The sequence below is a fragment of the Flagellimonas sp. 2504JD1-5 genome, assembly GCF_053618295.1.
In genome coordinates this window covers 1,559,255-1,574,889 of record NZ_JBSIOU010000001.1, presented here as the reverse complement: position 1 = coordinate 1,574,889, position 15,635 = coordinate 1,559,255, and the positions used below count along the sequence as shown (strand labels likewise).

The 15,635-nt window shown below is 39.3% G+C and carries 15 protein-coding genes; 11 read left to right on the top strand and 4 right to left on the bottom strand.

Annotated elements, in window-relative coordinates; translation table 11 throughout:
- The first annotated feature begins 78 nt into the window (after positions 1 to 78).
- The 7 genes from ACULLG_RS06975 to clpX all read left to right on the top strand — a co-directional run bounded on the left by ACULLG_RS06975 (position 79) and on the right by clpX (position 7,216).
- On the top strand, positions 79 to 795 hold the full coding sequence (locus tag ACULLG_RS06975) for a pyridoxine 5'-phosphate synthase (RefSeq protein WP_452126048.1): 717 nt from the start codon (positions 79 to 81) through the stop codon (positions 793 to 795).
- Positions 795 to 1,565 (top strand): alpha/beta fold hydrolase, encoded by a 771-nt coding sequence (locus ACULLG_RS06970; RefSeq protein ID WP_452126047.1) that lies wholly within the window; start codon positions 795 to 797, stop codon positions 1,563 to 1,565. The genes ACULLG_RS06975 and ACULLG_RS06970 overlap by 1 nt, the downstream gene beginning before the upstream one ends.
- A gap of 132 nt (positions 1,566 to 1,697) precedes the next feature.
- On the top strand, positions 1,698 to 3,278 hold the full coding sequence (locus ACULLG_RS06965; RefSeq protein WP_452126046.1) for a G-D-S-L family lipolytic protein: 1,581 nt from the start codon (positions 1,698 to 1,700) through the stop codon (positions 3,276 to 3,278).
- Between the two features lie 76 nt (positions 3,279 to 3,354).
- Positions 3,355 to 3,705, top strand: a complete 351-nt coding sequence (locus ACULLG_RS06960; RefSeq protein WP_452126045.1) for a phage holin family protein — start codon at positions 3,355 to 3,357, stop codon at positions 3,703 to 3,705.
- Positions 3,706 to 3,798: 93 nt separating this feature from the next.
- Positions 3,799 to 5,121 (top strand): trigger factor, encoded by a 1,323-nt coding sequence (tig, locus tag ACULLG_RS06955; protein ID WP_452126044.1) that lies wholly within the window; start codon positions 3,799 to 3,801, stop codon positions 5,119 to 5,121.
- An 89-nt stretch (positions 5,122 to 5,210) separates the two neighbouring features.
- The gene (gene clpP / locus ACULLG_RS06950) at positions 5,211 to 5,891 is read left to right on the top strand and encodes an ATP-dependent Clp endopeptidase proteolytic subunit ClpP (RefSeq protein WP_452126043.1); all 681 of its coding nucleotides are present in this window, start codon (positions 5,211 to 5,213) and stop codon (positions 5,889 to 5,891) included.
- 89 nt (positions 5,892 to 5,980) lie between these two features.
- Positions 5,981 to 7,216 carry an ATP-dependent Clp protease ATP-binding subunit ClpX gene (clpX, locus tag ACULLG_RS06945; protein ID WP_452126042.1) on the top strand — a complete coding sequence of 412 codons (1,236 nt, stop codon included), beginning with the start codon at positions 5,981 to 5,983 and terminating at the stop codon, positions 7,214 to 7,216.
- A gap of 2 nt (positions 7,217 to 7,218) precedes the next feature.
- On the opposite strand, the gene ACULLG_RS06940 is transcribed toward clpX, so the two are convergent.
- Positions 7,219 to 7,758 (bottom strand): hypothetical protein, encoded by a 540-nt coding sequence (locus ACULLG_RS06940; protein ID WP_452126041.1) that lies wholly within the window; start codon positions 7,756 to 7,758, stop codon positions 7,219 to 7,221.
- Positions 7,759 to 7,918: 160 nt separating this feature from the next.
- On the bottom strand, positions 7,919 to 9,442 hold the full coding sequence (locus tag ACULLG_RS06935) for a GH3 auxin-responsive promoter family protein (protein ID WP_452126040.1): 1,524 nt from the start codon (positions 9,440 to 9,442) through the stop codon (positions 7,919 to 7,921).
- Positions 9,443 to 9,542: 100 nt separating this feature from the next.
- Between ACULLG_RS06935 and ACULLG_RS06930 the strand changes: the two genes are divergently transcribed.
- From ACULLG_RS06930 to ACULLG_RS06915, 4 genes are read left to right on the top strand one after another with little or no spacing between them, the layout of a single operon-like run.
- The gene (locus ACULLG_RS06930; RefSeq protein WP_452126039.1) at positions 9,543 to 10,337 is read left to right on the top strand and encodes a DUF2797 domain-containing protein; all 795 of its coding nucleotides are present in this window, start codon (positions 9,543 to 9,545) and stop codon (positions 10,335 to 10,337) included.
- A 24-nt stretch (positions 10,338 to 10,361) separates the two neighbouring features.
- Positions 10,362 to 11,102, top strand: coding sequence for a subclass B1 metallo-beta-lactamase (gene bla, locus ACULLG_RS06925; protein WP_452126038.1), 741 nt, complete (start codon positions 10,362 to 10,364; stop codon positions 11,100 to 11,102).
- A 23-nt stretch (positions 11,103 to 11,125) separates the two neighbouring features.
- Positions 11,126 to 11,362 (top strand): DUF1059 domain-containing protein, encoded by a 237-nt coding sequence (locus tag ACULLG_RS06920; RefSeq protein WP_452126037.1) that lies wholly within the window; start codon positions 11,126 to 11,128, stop codon positions 11,360 to 11,362.
- A gap of 7 nt (positions 11,363 to 11,369) precedes the next feature.
- On the top strand, positions 11,370 to 12,194 hold the full coding sequence (locus ACULLG_RS06915) for an endonuclease/exonuclease/phosphatase family protein (protein ID WP_452126036.1): 825 nt from the start codon (positions 11,370 to 11,372) through the stop codon (positions 12,192 to 12,194).
- Here ACULLG_RS06915 and ACULLG_RS06910 read toward each other — a convergent pair.
- Positions 12,191 to 14,884 (bottom strand): AsmA family protein, encoded by a 2,694-nt coding sequence (locus ACULLG_RS06910; protein ID WP_452126035.1) that lies wholly within the window; start codon positions 14,882 to 14,884, stop codon positions 12,191 to 12,193. The two genes, ACULLG_RS06915 and ACULLG_RS06910, sit on opposite strands and share 4 nt — an antisense overlap.
- Before the next feature lie 39 nt (positions 14,885 to 14,923).
- Positions 14,924 to 15,631, bottom strand: coding sequence for a queuosine precursor transporter (locus ACULLG_RS06905; protein ID WP_452126034.1), 708 nt, complete (start codon positions 15,629 to 15,631; stop codon positions 14,924 to 14,926).
- Between the last annotated feature and the right edge of the window lie 4 nt (positions 15,632 to 15,635).

Sequence of the window (15,635 nt, the reverse complement as noted above, 5' to 3'; positions counted from 1 at the left end):
TATTCAGGTGCAAAATACTAATTTTAAATCGCAAAAGGCGTGCCTAATTCTTATTTTTGACGTTCAAAATAGGAATACATGACAAAACTCAGTGTCAATATCAACAAACTGGCAACCCTAAGAAACTCGCGTGGGGGAAACATGCCCAACCTCATTAAATCAGCTAAGGATATAGAATCGTTTGGCGCACAAGGTATAACCATTCATCCTAGACCGGATGAGCGCCATATTCGATATCAAGATGCTCGGGATCTAAAAGCAGTGGTCGCTACAGAATATAACATTGAGGGCAATCCCATTCCAAACTTCGTTGACCTGGTTCTTGAGGTGAAGCCCACTCAGGTCACCCTGGTCCCTGACGCTGAAGACGCCATTACTTCCAATGCTGGGTGGGATACCATAAAACACAAAGATTTTTTGGTTGATGTGATTCAAACTTTCAAGGAAAATGGAATCCGAACTTCCATTTTTGTCGACCCAAGTGTGGCTATGGTTGAAGGAGCAGCAGAAACAGGCACCGACCGAATTGAACTCTACACAGAAAGTTTTGCACATGATTTTGCCCTTGGAAAAAAAGCGGAAGGAGTAAAATCATTCACTGAAGCGGCCAAAAGAGCAAACGAAATTGGTTTGGGCATCAACGCAGGCCATGATCTTAATTTGGAAAACATTCAATTTTTCAAAGAGAATATTCCTGGATTATTGGAAGTCTCCATAGGACATGCGCTCATTTGTGAATCCATCTATTTGGGATTGGAAAATGTGGTCAATATGTACTTACACCGATTGAAATAATGGAATTACTACATTCAAAAATTCTGGGAGAAGGAAAACCATTGATCATCCTGCATGGCTTTTTGGGCATGTCCGACAATTGGAAGACACTTGGCAATCAATATGCACAACATGGATATCAAGTACATCTTGTTGACCAACGTAACCATGGAAAAAGTTTTCATTCCGATGATTTTGATTATGAATTCTTAAGTGCTGACGTACTTGGCTATATGGACTTTCACCAAATTGAGGATGCTAATTTAATCGGGCATTCCATGGGTGGTAAAACAGCAATGCAATTGGCAGTCTCAGAACCAGAAAGAATATCCAAACTACTTGTCGCTGACATTTCTCCAAAATACTACCCCGCTCATCATCAGCCTATAGTTGATGCCTTGGGAAAATTGGACTTCGATATGGTCGCCAGTAGAAAAGAAGCCGATGAAATACTCGCTCGCTATTTACCCGAGTTCGGCATTCGTCAGTTTCTTTTAAAAAACTTGTATTGGGTTGAGCCCGGAAAATTGGGCTTTCGTTTTAATTATGATGTTCTGAAGGATAAAATGGACGAAATAGGGGAAAATATAAGTTCCAATGCCAAATTTGAAGGTCCCACCCTATTTCTTCGCGGTGATCGTTCAGAATACATATTACCGAATGATTATCCTGAGATTAAAAAACACTTCCCCAATGCGGAAATCGATACGGTTTCCAACGCAGGTCACTGGTTGCATGCTGAAAATCCCAAACAATTTTTTGAAAAGTCGCTTCGCTTTCTTAATTCGTAAAATTTCATCCTTTTTATTATGCATGCATAATTTTTTTGGCCATTTTATTGTCTGTATAACAAATTTCACCTAGTTTTGGTAATACCGGTTTGAACATAAATCTAACTTAAGCTAACTCAAACAGATTTGAATATGAAAAAGTTATATGCCCTGCTCCCCTTTTTAGGGTTGTTCTTGATTGCATGTGAAGACGATGATACCGCAATTGTAACCCCACCAGACCCAGCTCCGATTGATTACACTGCCGGTTCTGCCAATTTCTCAAAATATGTCTCCGTAGGAAACTCACTTACGGCTGGTTTTTCGGATAATGCTTTGTTCCGTGCTGGACAAGAAGCTTCACTCCCAAATATGTTGGCATCAAACTTTGCCTTGGTAGGTGGTGGTGCCTTTGAAATTCCATTTATGGCCGATAATTTAGGTGGAATGACACTTGGTGGAAATCCTATAAGTGGAAATAGATTGATTCTGGCATTTTTACCTGATGGTCCCGCGCCAACTCCAGTTGCAGGTGCTGGAAGTACGGAAGTTTCAACAAAACTCACTGGTTCCTTTAACAATTATGGAATCCCAGGTGCCAAAAGCTATGAATTATTAGCTCCTGGTTATGGAAGTGTTGCTGGTGTGGCATTAGGAACCGCAAACCCATATTTTGCTCGTTTTTCCTCAGCTGAAGACGCGACTGTTATAGGTGATGCCGCCGTTCAGGGAGCGACATTTTTCTCCGCTTGGGTTGGAGCTAATGACATATTACTTTATGCCACTAACGGAGGTTCTGGCGTTGACCAAACTGGAAATTTAATTCCGGCCTCCTATTCACGAAACGATATTACTGACCCCAACGTTTTTGCAGGGTCACTAAATGCCATTCTGACTGCTATGACAGCTGGTGGAGCCGATGGGGTGATTGCCAATCTTCCCAATATATTGGATATACCATTTTTTACCACGGTGCCTTTTGCGCCATTGGATCCCACAAATCCAGCATTCGGACCCCAGATTCCAGTTTTAAACGCACAGTTTGCAGGGTTGAATCAGGTATTTCAGGCTTTGGGAGTGCCTGAAAGACAATTTACCTTCTCAGATTCTGCAGCTAGTTCAGTTATTATAAAGGACGAGGATTTACCCGATTTGTCAGCTGCCATCACAGCGGCTTTGATAGGAGTTGGTGTTGATCCTGGCACGGCTACAGTTACAGGCTTGCTGTATGGTCAGGCTCGCCAGTCCAATGAAGATGATTTATTGGTGTTGACCAGCAGCACAACAATTGCCACATTAAACGAAGATGCTTTTGCCATGTTACAAGGTCTTGGTGTGGATGCTGCTACTGCGGGACAATTGGCAATAAATGGGATTACCTTTCCTTTGGAAGATCAGTGGGTTGTGACACCGGGAGAACAAACTGCCATTAACAATGCATTAACCGCGTATAACGCTACAATAGAAGCTCTGGCCACACAATTTGATTTGGCTTTTGTTGATACCAACTCGCTAATGAACGAGATCATAGCTAACGGGTTTCCCTTGGCAGATGGCAGCACGGTAACAGGAGTATTTGCCACAGGCGGAGGGTTTTCTTTGGATGGAGTACACCCTGCCCCTAGAGGATATGCCATTTTAGCCAATTCATTCATTGAGGCAATAAACGCAAAACATGGGTCCAACCTCCCAGGTGTGAATCCTTTGGATTACACTGGACTCTATATTGATTAGAAAACACTACTTAAATTCACTATATTTTAGGCACCGTTTAAAAGCGGTGCCTTTCTTTTCTATTAACATTGTACCTATGAAACTAATTTTAAGACTTCTTTTGAATGCTGTAGCGGTTGTTATTCTTTCTTACGTATTGCCAGGCGTTGGTGTAGACTCCCCGACCACAGCCATCATTGTCGCCTTGGTTTTAGGACTTTTAAACTTCCTTGTAAAACCCGTTCTTATCATCCTAACGCTTCCAATAACTATTGTAACATTAGGTTTGTTTCTTTTGATTATTAACGCAATAATTATTCTAATTACAGCACATTTTATCTCAGGTTTCGAGGTGGCAAGCATTTGGTGGGCCCTAATTTTCAGTCTTTTATTATCGTTTTTACAGTCCATTTTGCATTCCATTTTCAAAGAGGATAAAAAGAATTGATTTAGTTTGGCACTCAATGTTTTAAAAAGTTGCTGTCAATCAGAAAATGCATTACTTTTGCCACCCATTTTTGAATAGCAAATTAGGTAGGAGATGAATATCACAAAAGAGCAGATTGACGAGCTAAACGCAGTTGTAAAAGTTGCCATTAGCAAGGACGACTATCAAGACAAAGTAGAAAAAATCCTGAAGGATTATAGAAAACAGGCCAATATTCCCGGTTTTCGAAAAGGACAGGTACCCATGGGGCTTATTAAAAAGCAATATGGCAAAGCTGTTTTGGTAGATGAAGTGAACAAGTTGTTACAAGACAACCTCAACAAATATCTTACCGAAGAAAAGTTGGATGTTTTAGGAAATCCTTTACCGAAACAACAAGAAGATTTTGATTGGGACAATGACAACCTAGATTTCGAGTTCGAGTTGGGTCTTGCTCCTAACTTTGAGGTAAAAGTAAAAACCAGAAAAGCCGTAACCCAATATAAGATTGTTGCGGACAAAAAAATGATCCAGGAACAAGTAGACCGTATACAAAAGCAATATGGAAAGCTGATTTCAAAAACAGAATCTGGAAAATCAGACGAAATTACTGGAACTTTCACCAATGAAACGGAAGAGATTGAAAACAAGACAACTGTAGAACTTGACAAGATCAAGGGTAAAAAAGCCTTAGATACACTTGTCGGAAAAAAAGTTGGTGATACCGTTGAATTAAAAACAAAAGGTCTTTTTAAAGAAGATTATTTGCTGACCAGTGCATTGGGCATCAGCAAAGAAAAAGCAGAGAAGCTAAATGTCGATGTTACCTTTACCATAGAAGAAATTAACGAACGCCAACCTGCCACCCTTGACCAAGAGTTGTTCGATAAATTGTTTGGAAAGGACAACGTAAAAACCGAAAAAGAACTCAAAGATAAAATCAAGGAGGATTCAGAAAAGCAATTTGAACAGCAATCTGACCAAAAATTATTGAACGATATCACGGAAAGACTCATCGATGATACAAAATTCGACCTTCCATCCGAATTTCTTCAAAAATGGATTCAGGTAAGTGGTGAAAATCCCTTGTCCGATGATGAAGCCAAAGAAGAATTTGAAAAGTCGGAAAAAGGACTTCGTTATCAATTGATTGAAGGCAAAATAATCAAAGAAAATGACCTTCAAGTTCAATTTGATGAATTGAAAGAGTTTGCCAAAGGCTTCATCAAATCCCAAATGGCACAATACGGGCATTTGGATCCCCAAGAAGAAGAGTTGGAAAATATTGCCAACAGAATTATGGGGAATCAAGATGAAGTGAAAAGACTTTCTGAACAGTTGATGAGTCAAAAATTACTGACTTTCTATAAAGAGCATGCAAACCTTAAAGTAAAAGAGGTCACCTATGACGACTTTGTTAAGGAAGCCTATAGCTAGATTCAGCTAAAAGAAAATTAAGTATCTTTACGGTGCCGAAAAGCCTAGTTTTCGGCACCTTTTTTTTAAGCAAAATCGAATAAAATCCTATGGATTACGGAACAGAATTCAAAAAATACGCCACCAAGCACCACGGCATAAATAGCATGTACTATGACCAAATTGTCAGTAGTATGTATCCAGTGGGCATGACTCCAAATATCATCGAAGAAAGACAATTGAATGCCATTGCGATGGATGTTTTCTCAAGATTGATGATGGACCGAATCATTTTTTTAGGCACGGGCATCAATGATCAAGTAGCCAATATAGTTCAGGCCCAATTGCTGTTTTTGGAAAGTGCGGATGCCGTTAAGGACATTCAAATTTATATCAATTCTCCAGGTGGAAGCGTTTATGCAGGTCTTGGTATTTATGACACCATGCAGTTCATTAAACCCGATGTAGCCACCATTTGTACGGGAATAGCCGCATCTATGGCTGCCGTACTCTTATGCGCCGGAGAAAAAGGCAAACGTAGTGGTCTATCTCATTCCAGGGTTATGATCCACCAACCCTTATCCGGTGCGCAAGGCCAGGCTAGTGATATTGAAATCGCAGCCAAAGAAGTACTTAAAATAAAAGATGAATTATATCATATCATAGCCAACCACTCAGGGCAATCGTTCGATAAAGTCTACGAGGATAGTGACCGGGATTACTGGATGAGGGCACCAGAGGCGAAAAAATATGGTATGATAGATGAAATATTGGTAAGGGATAAATCCTAAAACCGTACTAAGAAGTCAAAAAAAGACTGCTACTAACCAACAAAATCTATATTTTTTACGTTATTAGTGGTTGAACTTTAAATGTTTATATGGCAAAGGAAAACTTGGAATGTTCTTTTTGTGGTAGAAAAAAGCCAGAGACCAACCTTCTTATAGCTGGTCTTGACGCGCATATTTGTGACAGATGCATAGAACAAGCCCATAGTATTGTAGCAGAGGAGTCCAAACAATCTAAAAACCAAGATCTCTCATCAGAATTGGTACTCAAAAAGCCAGTTGAGATCAGAGATTTTTTGGACACTTTCGTGATTGGACAAGAACGCACCAAAAAGGTGATGTCGGTTGCCGTATATAACCATTACAAAAGGCTTCTTCAACCTAAGGGGAAAGATGATGATGTAGAAATCCAGAAAAGTAACATTGTTATGGTTGGGCAAACAGGTACAGGTAAGACCCTAATTGCTAAGACTATAGCAAGAATGCTCAATGTTCCTTTGGCCATCGTGGATGCCACAGTTTTAACAGAAGCCGGGTATGTAGGTGAAGACGTTGAAAGTATCTTGACAAGATTACTACAAGCGGCTGATTATAATTTAGAGAAAGCGGAAAGAGGCATCGTCTTTATAGATGAAATTGACAAAATTGCCCGTAAAAGTGATAACCCATCCATTACCCGTGATGTTTCGGGTGAAGGTGTTCAGCAAGGACTTCTAAAGTTACTTGAAGGAACAGTGGTAAATGTTCCACCTAAAGGTGGAAGAAAACATCCTGACCAAAAGTTTATCGAAGTAAATACGGAAAATATTCTTTTTGTTGCCGGAGGAGCTTTTGATGGTATCGAACGCATCATAACCAAGCGATTGAACATGCAAGCCGTTGGATATAGCGCTTCCAAGGCTGAAGATAGATTGGACAATGAAAATATTCTTCAGTATATCATTCCAAAAGATTTAAAGGAATTTGGACTTATTCCCGAAATTATTGGTCGACTTCCTGTTCTTACCCATATGAATCCGTTGGATTCAAAAACCTTAAGGGCAATTCTCACCGAACCTAAAAATGCTATCATCAAACAGTATGAAAAACTGTTTTCCATGGATGGTATTACCTTTAGTATCACAGAGCAAGCCTTGGCCTATATTGTGGAAAAAGCTGTTGAATATAAACTCGGTGCCAGAGGATTGCGTTCACTTTGTGAAGCAGTTTTCACGGATGCCATGTTTACATTACCAAGCAGTGATGAAAAGGAATTTAAGGTCACCAAGGCCTATGCAGAAGAAAAGCTCTCGCATGAGACCATTAAAAAATTAAAAGCGGTTTCTTAAAACTATACTGCTTTTTTGGTCACCTTATCCAATAGGTCCAAACAAACTTCAGCAATGATTTTTTCATCAGAATACAGTTGATGCCCAAAGTTGGGAATCACATTGATTTCAGTTCCAATCCCATCTGCCCATTTTGCGTCAGGTCGGTATTCATCTTTTTCGCCAAAAATTAGATTCATTGGACCATCTGGTTTCTCATTTTCCAATCTTATCCTTGTAGGTGAAATTGCTGTAAGGGATTTCATCGGTAAACCTTTCAAAGCAGCTTTCCAAGCAATGGTTCCCCCGGTACTAAATGCCAAATAATGACTGGCTGCTGTTTCTTTTTTCAGTAAATGTGCAACTGCGGTGTCAATACCACCTTCTACAAAGGCTTTATGAATGTTTTCTTCACTCGATACTGGCGTATCTATGTTGCCCAATTGTTGACAATCATAAAAAACGATATTATAGTATTGCTGTAGATATCCAAAGTAAGAGGTAATCCAGAGTCCTTTCTTAACACCCCACATGTCGGAGATAATAACAAGTTTTTCAGCCATAATTAATTTATATTCAGTTTATTAAGATGAGGGAACTCAAAATTTATGAATCAAACTTCACTCATAAACGAAGAAAATCCATATTTATTTGACCAAAACGGGGGTTTGCTCGATGAATGGTCTCTGTTTACGAAAACGTTTTCGTAAATCTCGATTTATCTTAGTTTTGGCTATTCACGTTCATCTGCAACAATTCTTCGATGTACGCTCTTTCATTGGACAACCGTGGGATTTTGTGTTGCCCTCCCAACTTGTTTTTGGATTTCAACCAGTCGTGAAAGAGGTTTTGGCGGGCAACATGTACGGTTGGCATCCGTAGCGTAGTGTTATTGTAACGTTTGGCTTCATAGTCAGAGTTCAGCGACTTTAGGGCATTGTCCAGAAATTCTGTAAAATAAGCTACATCTTTGGGTGGCTTTCTAAACTCTATAATCCATTCATGAGCTCCTTTTTCGCTCCCGTTCATAAAAATGGGAGCTGCAGTATAATCCATAATTTGTGCATCTGTCTTCTGACAAATTTGATTCAAGGCCTCCTCCGCATTTTCAATGATAAGCTCCTCCCCAAAAGCATTGATAAAATGCTTTGTTCGCCCAGTAATTCTTATTCTATATGGGTCTGTTGAAGTAAATCGTACCGTATCACCAATTTTATATCGCCATAAACCCGCATTTGTGGTAATGACTATAGCATAATTAACTCCCACTTCCACATCCCAAAGCGGAATCGCCTTTTCTTCTTTTCCATAGGAATCCATAGGAATGAATTCATAAAAAATGCCATAATCCAGCATTAGAAGAAGGTCTTGGGAATTGTTTCTATCCTGGATTCCGAAAAAACCTTCAGAAGCATTATAAGTTTCGTAGTAATTGAAATTTTTTCGGGGAAGCAATTTTCTATATTGATCCCTATAGGGTGCAAAGCTCACTCCACCATGAAAATACACTTCCAAATTTTCCCAAATTTCAAACAAGTGGTTTTTGCCCGTTTTTTCCAATACATCATTGAGCAATACCAACATCCAAGAAGGAACTCCGGCCAGACTTGTCACATTTTCTTGAATGCTTTCATCAATGATGGCTTTTAATTTGGGCTCCCAATCACTCATCAACGACACTTTATTGCTCGGAGTACTACTATACTCGGCCCAAAGTGGCATATTATCAATCAAAATGGCAGAAAGGTCGCCAAAAAAGGTCCCATTATCTTCATACAACTTTTTGCTACCCCCAAGTCGAAGACTCTTTCCAGTAAAAAGTTGTGAATTCTCGTTATTGTTCAGGTACAAGCAGAGCAGGTCCTTGCTGGATTTATAGTGACAGTCTTCCAAAGCCTCCGTGCTAACCGGAATAAATTTACTTTTAGCATTGGTAGTTCCACTACTCTTGGCAAACCATTTAATGGACGTGGGCCAAAATAAGTTTTGTTCCCCACGACGACTACGCTCTATCAAATCTGCAATGCCCTCATAGTTTACAATGGGTACTCGGTTGGCAAAATCCTCATACTTTTCAATATCACCAAAACCATACTTTTTCCCCAGCATGGTTTCTTTTGAAAAATCGACCAAATGCTGTAAAACCTCTCCTTGTACATCCAAGGGATATTTTAAAAAAAGCTCAATTTGATGATAGCGTTTTTTAAGTAACCAAGAAGCTATGGAGTTGAATAATGGTATTGGCATTTTTAGGTATCTTTAACCTATAATGAGGTTAGGTGCTATAGCTAAAATAGGTCATCTTACCTTCATTTTCAAATCAGTCTAAAAACATATCAATTCCGTCATGCTTTACGAAGGTGTCCTGCGCAAAATGCAAACTGAACTTGGGAATCCCATTCAATATTATTTGGTTTTTGAAAACGATTTTTTAAACATGAACCAGTTGTTGGACAAAGAATTACAAATTGATTTTATAAAATATCAATGTTTGAATTGCGGAAGGGAAAGGCCCATTTACCGACAAGGTTTTTGTAAATCGTGCTTTTATGAATCCCCAGCAGCTGGGGACTGGATCATGAAACCGGAATTAAGTACCGCACATTTGGGCAAGGAAGATCGTGATTTGGAGTATGAAAAAAAAGTGCAACTACAACCACATATTGTGTATTTGGCCAATAGCAGCAATGTTAAAGTTGGAGTTACCAGAAAATCCCAGGTCCCCACGCGTTGGATTGATCAAGGTGCACATGAAGCCATTGAAATAGTAGAAGTTCCAAACAGATATTTAGCCGGCATTACCGAAGTGGCGCTCAAAGCCCATGTTAGCGATAAGACCAGCTGGCGTAAAATGCTGACAAATAGCCTAGAAGATGTTGATCTTGTAGAATGGCGAAATAAACTAAAGTCTAGCGTCCCTGATGAGGCGCTCGATTATTTCATCGATTCGAACAACGAAACGCATATGGATTTTCCAGTCCTGCAGTATCCAGAAAAAGTTAAAAGCCTTAATTTGGACAAAACACCAAGTTATACTGGCGTCCTTAAGGGCTTAAAAGGTCAATACTTGCTTTTTGAAGACAATACCGTATTCAATGTCAGGGGAAGTGAAGGATACTATGTTGGTATAAATATTAAGTGATTTTTTTCCATTTAACCAGTTAGAATGAAAAATTCACTTTTATCGGTGACCATGGCAATCCTACTTTGTGGCTGTTTAAGTAAAAAGGAGCGCTCCAGGTTCTACGATTCCGAAACTTTGAAAGTAAAACCAATAAACAACAACGTCTTTACACATATTTCGTATTTACAAACCAATAATTTTGGAAAAGTTGGTTGTAATGGTATGGTATATTTTAACAACGACGAAGCAATAGTTTTTGACACTCCTACTGATGACAATGCGTCCAAAGAGCTCATTGAGTGGATTGAAAAAGAACAGGAAAAGAAAATTGTTGCTGTTGTGATCACCCATTTTCATGAGGATTGTTGGGGCGGGCTTCATCAATTTCATGACAGCCAAGTAATTTCATACGGCAGTAGAAATACCATCGATTTATTAAAGAAAAAAGGATTAAACCTTTTACCTCGGCAAGGTTTCAACGATAGCATTAAGATTAAGGTTGGTAAAGAACAGGTAGTTGTAAAATATTTTGGTGCTGGCCACACTGTGGATAATATCGTAGGCTATGTACAAACCGAAGAAGCTTTGTTCGGTGGCTGCCTTATTAAATCAGTCAAAGCTGGTAAAGGGAATCTGGAAGACGCTGATGTTTACGCATGGTCCTCAACAGTTGAAAAAATAAAACAAGAGTTTCCTGGTTTAAAAATCGTAATCCCCGGTCATGGCAAAAGTGGCGGAGTGGAACTTTTAGATTATACAATTCAATTGTTCAAACAATATTAATCTTGACATCAAAACCTTTCACAATGAAAACAATGACTTGCAAACAACTTGGCGGAGCATGTGACATGGAATTCACTGCAAATACTTTTGAAGAGATCGCCGAATTGAGCAAAGAACATGGCATGGAAATGTTCCAAAAACAAGATACTCCACATTTAAAAGCTATGGACGCTATGCAATCCTGGATGAAAACACCCGACGGTATGCAAAAATGGATGTCCAGCAAAAAAGAACTGTTTGAATCCCTTCCAGAAAGTTAGAAAACAAATGAAAAAGTCCATCTGCATAAGTCTATTATTACTGGTTTCCCTGAGCGGTTATGCCCAAAAATCAATAATGACCTATAATATTAGATACAATAATCCAAATGATAAAGAAAACTGGTGGGAAAACCGAAAACAAGATGTTGCAGCTTTGATACAACACTACAACCCCGATATTTTAGGTATTCAAGAAGGCCTACACAAACAAGTAATGTATCTGGATGAAACCCTCAATGATTATGCTTTTGTAGGAGTAGGTAGAGATGATGGAAAGCAAAAGGGTGAATATGCCGCTATTTTCTACAGCAAGAAACAACTGAAATTGATCAACACCAAAACCTATTGGCTTTCCGAAACACCTGATAAGGTTTCTGTTGGCTGGGATGCCTCAATGGAGCGAATTGTAACCTATGCCATGTTCAAGGACAAAAACACAAAAAAAACAATCCATGTGTTTAACTGCCACTACGATCATATTGGAAAACTTGCAAGGGAAAATTCATCAAAACTTGTTCTTAATTTGATCAAGAAAATGGGGATTGAGAACGAACGTACTGCTGTGATTGGTGATCTAAACAGTCATCCTGAGGAAAGTCCCATTCAAATTTTAAGAACCGAACTGGAGGATGCCTATGAACACACATCAACCCCGGTATATGGCCCCATTGGAACCTTCAACGGCTTTAATCCAATGGAAAATCTCACTCGGCGAATCGACTATGTCCTTACAAAAAACATTCAAGTAGAAGGTTTTCGAACCATCGACGACCGAAGAAAAAACGGATTGTACCCTTCCGACCACCTGCCTGTTCTTGTTACTCTGGATTAGTTATTCACCGTATCCTTTTTCTTTTTGCCCAATAGACCTCCCAAAATGGATTTTGCGGTATTTTTTACAGGATCTTCGGTACTCGTTGAATCTTTTGCTTGGGCACTATCTTCTTTTTTTCCTCCCAAAAGCGTTCCAAGTGCTTCCTTGACTCCTGAAGATTCGTTTTGCGTGGAATCTTTGTCATCTTTGGCAAATACATCGGATAGTAAATCCTTTGCAGTATCCTTGCCTTGATTCAATAGTTTTTGTTTTTGAATCTCCACCAATTGTTTTGTCAACTTGGAAACCCCAGAACTTAAATCTGTACTTACATTTGGATTCGCATAATTTCCTCCAATATTGGCCACCACCGGAATGGTTAAATCCTTTAAACTTTCATCATCCATTTTGGCAATCAGATTATTCACGTCATTGCCCAGGTATTTGGCGGGCACATCCAAAGTTGCCGTATACTCCAACTGTTTATCAAACGTGTGGCTTCCATTCACATTTACGGCGATATCCTTATATTTTAAGGTGAATGGTTTTACTTTGACAGAACCATTATCAAAACTCAACGCAGTTTTCAAATCACTTAAATCCAAATCATCAGTGTTCAAAAAGCTAAGCTTGCTGCCCATTGCCGACAGCAGGGGTGCACTTTCGGCACTTACCTTCGTAGATAATAATTCAGCCAAGGCATCGCCTGAAACAGAGGCCAGATTCGGCGTAAAATCTTCTTTTAAATCTCCTGATATTTTGATATCAGAATTGAGTTTTCCTTGAAGTGCATTGGCCAATGGCGCCAATACTTTAAATAGTTCCAGAGAAGAAAAGGATTCTCCAATATTGAAATTGTTCATTCCCAAATTCATATTGAAGGTTGAGGTATCTTCTTTGGTCGAAACGGCGCCAGATACACCTAAAGTGCCTCCGAATAAATCAGAGGTCAAATTTTGTACTGTTGCGGTTTCATCTTTGATAATCAGTGAGCCTTGTACATTTTTAAGTTTGAGGTTGTCGTAAAGCACAGTACCTGCGGAAGCATCAATCGTACAATCCAAAAAAGACGGGATTTTGATACGTTCTTCTCCTTCAGATTGAGTGTTTGCGGTTTCCTGATCTGAACTTTTCTCTTCTACCATAAAGTCGTTTAACGCAAACGTGTTGGAAGTAAGTGAAAAGGTTCCTTCTATATTTTCTTTGTTGAACATGAAACCTAAAAGGTTTGTCAAAGTTCCGGTAGCATCAAAATCTGTTTGCCCCGTTTTTCCCTTAAAGGAGTTCAACGAAACCGTCTCTGGAGTAAAGTCCAACACTGCAGAGCTAATAACTACGGGATTCTTCAGTTCCTCCGATGCATATTCAAAATCAGAAAGCGCCAAATTACCATTGGTCTTTGTATTTTGATATTGGTTGTTTTCCAAAGAAGCCATATCAAAGGACGTAGTAACATCGGCTTCCAAAATGCCCTTCAAATCATATTCCGAAGGAACGGGATAGGCTTTGGAAATGTTCCCTAAATTCATTTTCCCATCCAAATGAGCATTCACCTTGGTATTGCCCATCAAATCATTGATTCTGGATTTTAGACTAAACTTATCCTGATCTATGGTGAAAGAAGCACTTTTAATGTCAACATAAGTATCTTCGGCAATCCCTGTTGTGTTGTTGATTTCAGTATCGATATATACATTTTGCACGGATTTGGGTAAATCGGGGTATTTGAAAGAGGCATTTTCCGAGTTTATTTTGATATTGAAAGTGGGGATATGTGCGTCATCGACCACGCCTTTAAACTGCCCTGCCACCTCAAAATTACCTGTGGTTTGTACATCTTCTATATTCTTGGAGTAAGCTTCGGGAATCACCGCCAAAAAGTTTTTGAAATCGGAAGAAGGCGTTTTAAAACTGACATCGACCTCCTGATTCTCATCATTTACTTGCACAAATCCATCGAAAACCAAAGGCAATTGATTGATCATAGCTTTGTTCTCCAAAAATGAATATTTGTTTTGTGTCAAATCTATCCCTATCAAGGCATCCAGGAATAACTTATTATTGTTCAGATATTTGATGCTGTCCAACTCAAAAGAGACTAGGGCATCAGTCATGGTCTTTAACTCGGAAGTTTCCAACGACAGGTCTCCAGTTCCAAAATGGTTCAATTCTGAAATGGTCAAGCCCATTCCACTGGTCAAATCGGCATATGTGATTTCAGCATTGGTAATTTCATAAGCGTCCATGGCCAATGTAAAATTGGAAGCCGCTTCATTTTCCTCCTCATTCGCTCCTTCATCATCTGCTTTGCCAATATCGTAGTTGGCATTTTCCGACGCGTCTACCTTAATATGGAGCTTGGCTCCATCAACTTTTAGGCTTTTTATGGTTATCGGTTTCTCCGCGGTTTTGAACAGTTCCTTGATTGACATTTTTAGTGCAATTTGGTCAGATGCAAACAATGTGTCTCCCTCAAAAGGGGCATTATTTACCAATGATAATTGCTTCAATTCCACATGGGCGTATGGGAAGCTCTTGGTCAAGCTTAAACTTGCATTTTCGAAATCTAGCGTCGCATTGATGTTATTGTTGACCTTGTTTTTAATGATATCGGCTATCTTTCCCTCGAGCAGCAAAGGCAAGGCAATTAGCAGTGAAATAAGGACAAGTAGGGTTATGCCAGTGATTTTTAAGGCTTTAGTTCTCATAATTTGGGCGTTTATAACCACAAAATAAGAAAGAAGTGCTTAATTAAGGGCTATTTCTTCCCCTAATTTTAGGTTAAATCTTCTTCGTATGATATATACGAAAAGATAGAGCAAAGGGGTGTCGAGCAGGGCAATAAAAATCTTAAAAACAAATCCACTGATCACGAGACCATAAAAAAGTTCCCACGGAATTTCACCAAAACTGCACAGCAATAATACCACAGTAAAGGTATCTATGAACTGGGACGAAAAGGTTGAAAAGTTATTGCGAAGCCATAAATATCTACCTTTGGTGAGCCTTTTCCAGAAGTGATATAGCTGGATATCAACAAACTGAGCCAACAGATAGGCCATCATGGATGCAAAAACGGCTACTATGGTATTCCCAAAAACTGAATGGAACAGTTCATTGGAAACCGGGGACCAATCTGTAGCCTGTGCGGCAGAGGCGGTTGAAACAATCAACAACGAAAAGAAAGAGGCAAAAATACCGGCCACCACAACCTGATTGGCCTTCTTTTTACCAAAAATCTCAGAAATTAGGTCCGTAATCAAAAATGTTATGGGATAAGGTAAAATCCCAACGGAAACTTCAAAAAGTGGGGCTCCTAAAATGGTCACTTCTCCGAAGGGGTTCCAATAAAAAAACTTTTGAAAAATAAGATTGGACACCACCAAAGAGGTGATAAATAAAGCTCCTAAATAAAGGTATATGGAAAACGCTACTCTTTTGTCCTTTTGCGTCATCCTA

Coding starts and splice junctions, on each gene's coding strand:
- clpP (WP_452126043.1), top strand. CDS start 5,211: ATGGATTACGGAACAGAATTCAAAAAATACGCCACCAAGCACCACGGC.
- ACULLG_RS06920 (WP_452126037.1), top strand. CDS start 11,126: ATGAAAACAATGACTTGCAAACAACTTGGCGGAGCATGTGACATGGAA.
- ACULLG_RS06910 (WP_452126035.1), bottom strand. CDS start 14,884: ATGAGAACTAAAGCCTTAAAAATCACTGGCATAACCCTACTTGTCCTT.
- bla (WP_452126038.1), top strand. CDS start 10,362: ATGAAAAATTCACTTTTATCGGTGACCATGGCAATCCTACTTTGTGGC.
- clpX (WP_452126042.1), top strand. CDS start 5,981: ATGGCAAAGGAAAACTTGGAATGTTCTTTTTGTGGTAGAAAAAAGCCA.
- ACULLG_RS06915 (WP_452126036.1), top strand. CDS start 11,370: ATGAAAAAGTCCATCTGCATAAGTCTATTATTACTGGTTTCCCTGAGC.
- ACULLG_RS06935 (WP_452126040.1), bottom strand. CDS start 9,442: ATGCCAATACCATTATTCAACTCCATAGCTTCTTGGTTACTTAAAAAA.
- ACULLG_RS06940 (WP_452126041.1), bottom strand. CDS start 7,758: ATGGCTGAAAAACTTGTTATTATCTCCGACATGTGGGGTGTTAAGAAA.
- tig (WP_452126044.1), top strand. CDS start 3,799: ATGAATATCACAAAAGAGCAGATTGACGAGCTAAACGCAGTTGTAAAA.
- ACULLG_RS06905 (WP_452126034.1), bottom strand. CDS start 15,631: ATGACGCAAAAGGACAAAAGAGTAGCGTTTTCCATATACCTTTATTTA.
- ACULLG_RS06970 (WP_452126047.1), top strand. CDS start 795: ATGGAATTACTACATTCAAAAATTCTGGGAGAAGGAAAACCATTGATC.
- ACULLG_RS06930 (WP_452126039.1), top strand. CDS start 9,543: ATGCTTTACGAAGGTGTCCTGCGCAAAATGCAAACTGAACTTGGGAAT.
- ACULLG_RS06960 (WP_452126045.1), top strand. CDS start 3,355: ATGAAACTAATTTTAAGACTTCTTTTGAATGCTGTAGCGGTTGTTATT.
- ACULLG_RS06965 (WP_452126046.1), top strand. CDS start 1,698: ATGAAAAAGTTATATGCCCTGCTCCCCTTTTTAGGGTTGTTCTTGATT.
- ACULLG_RS06975 (WP_452126048.1), top strand. CDS start 79: ATGACAAAACTCAGTGTCAATATCAACAAACTGGCAACCCTAAGAAAC.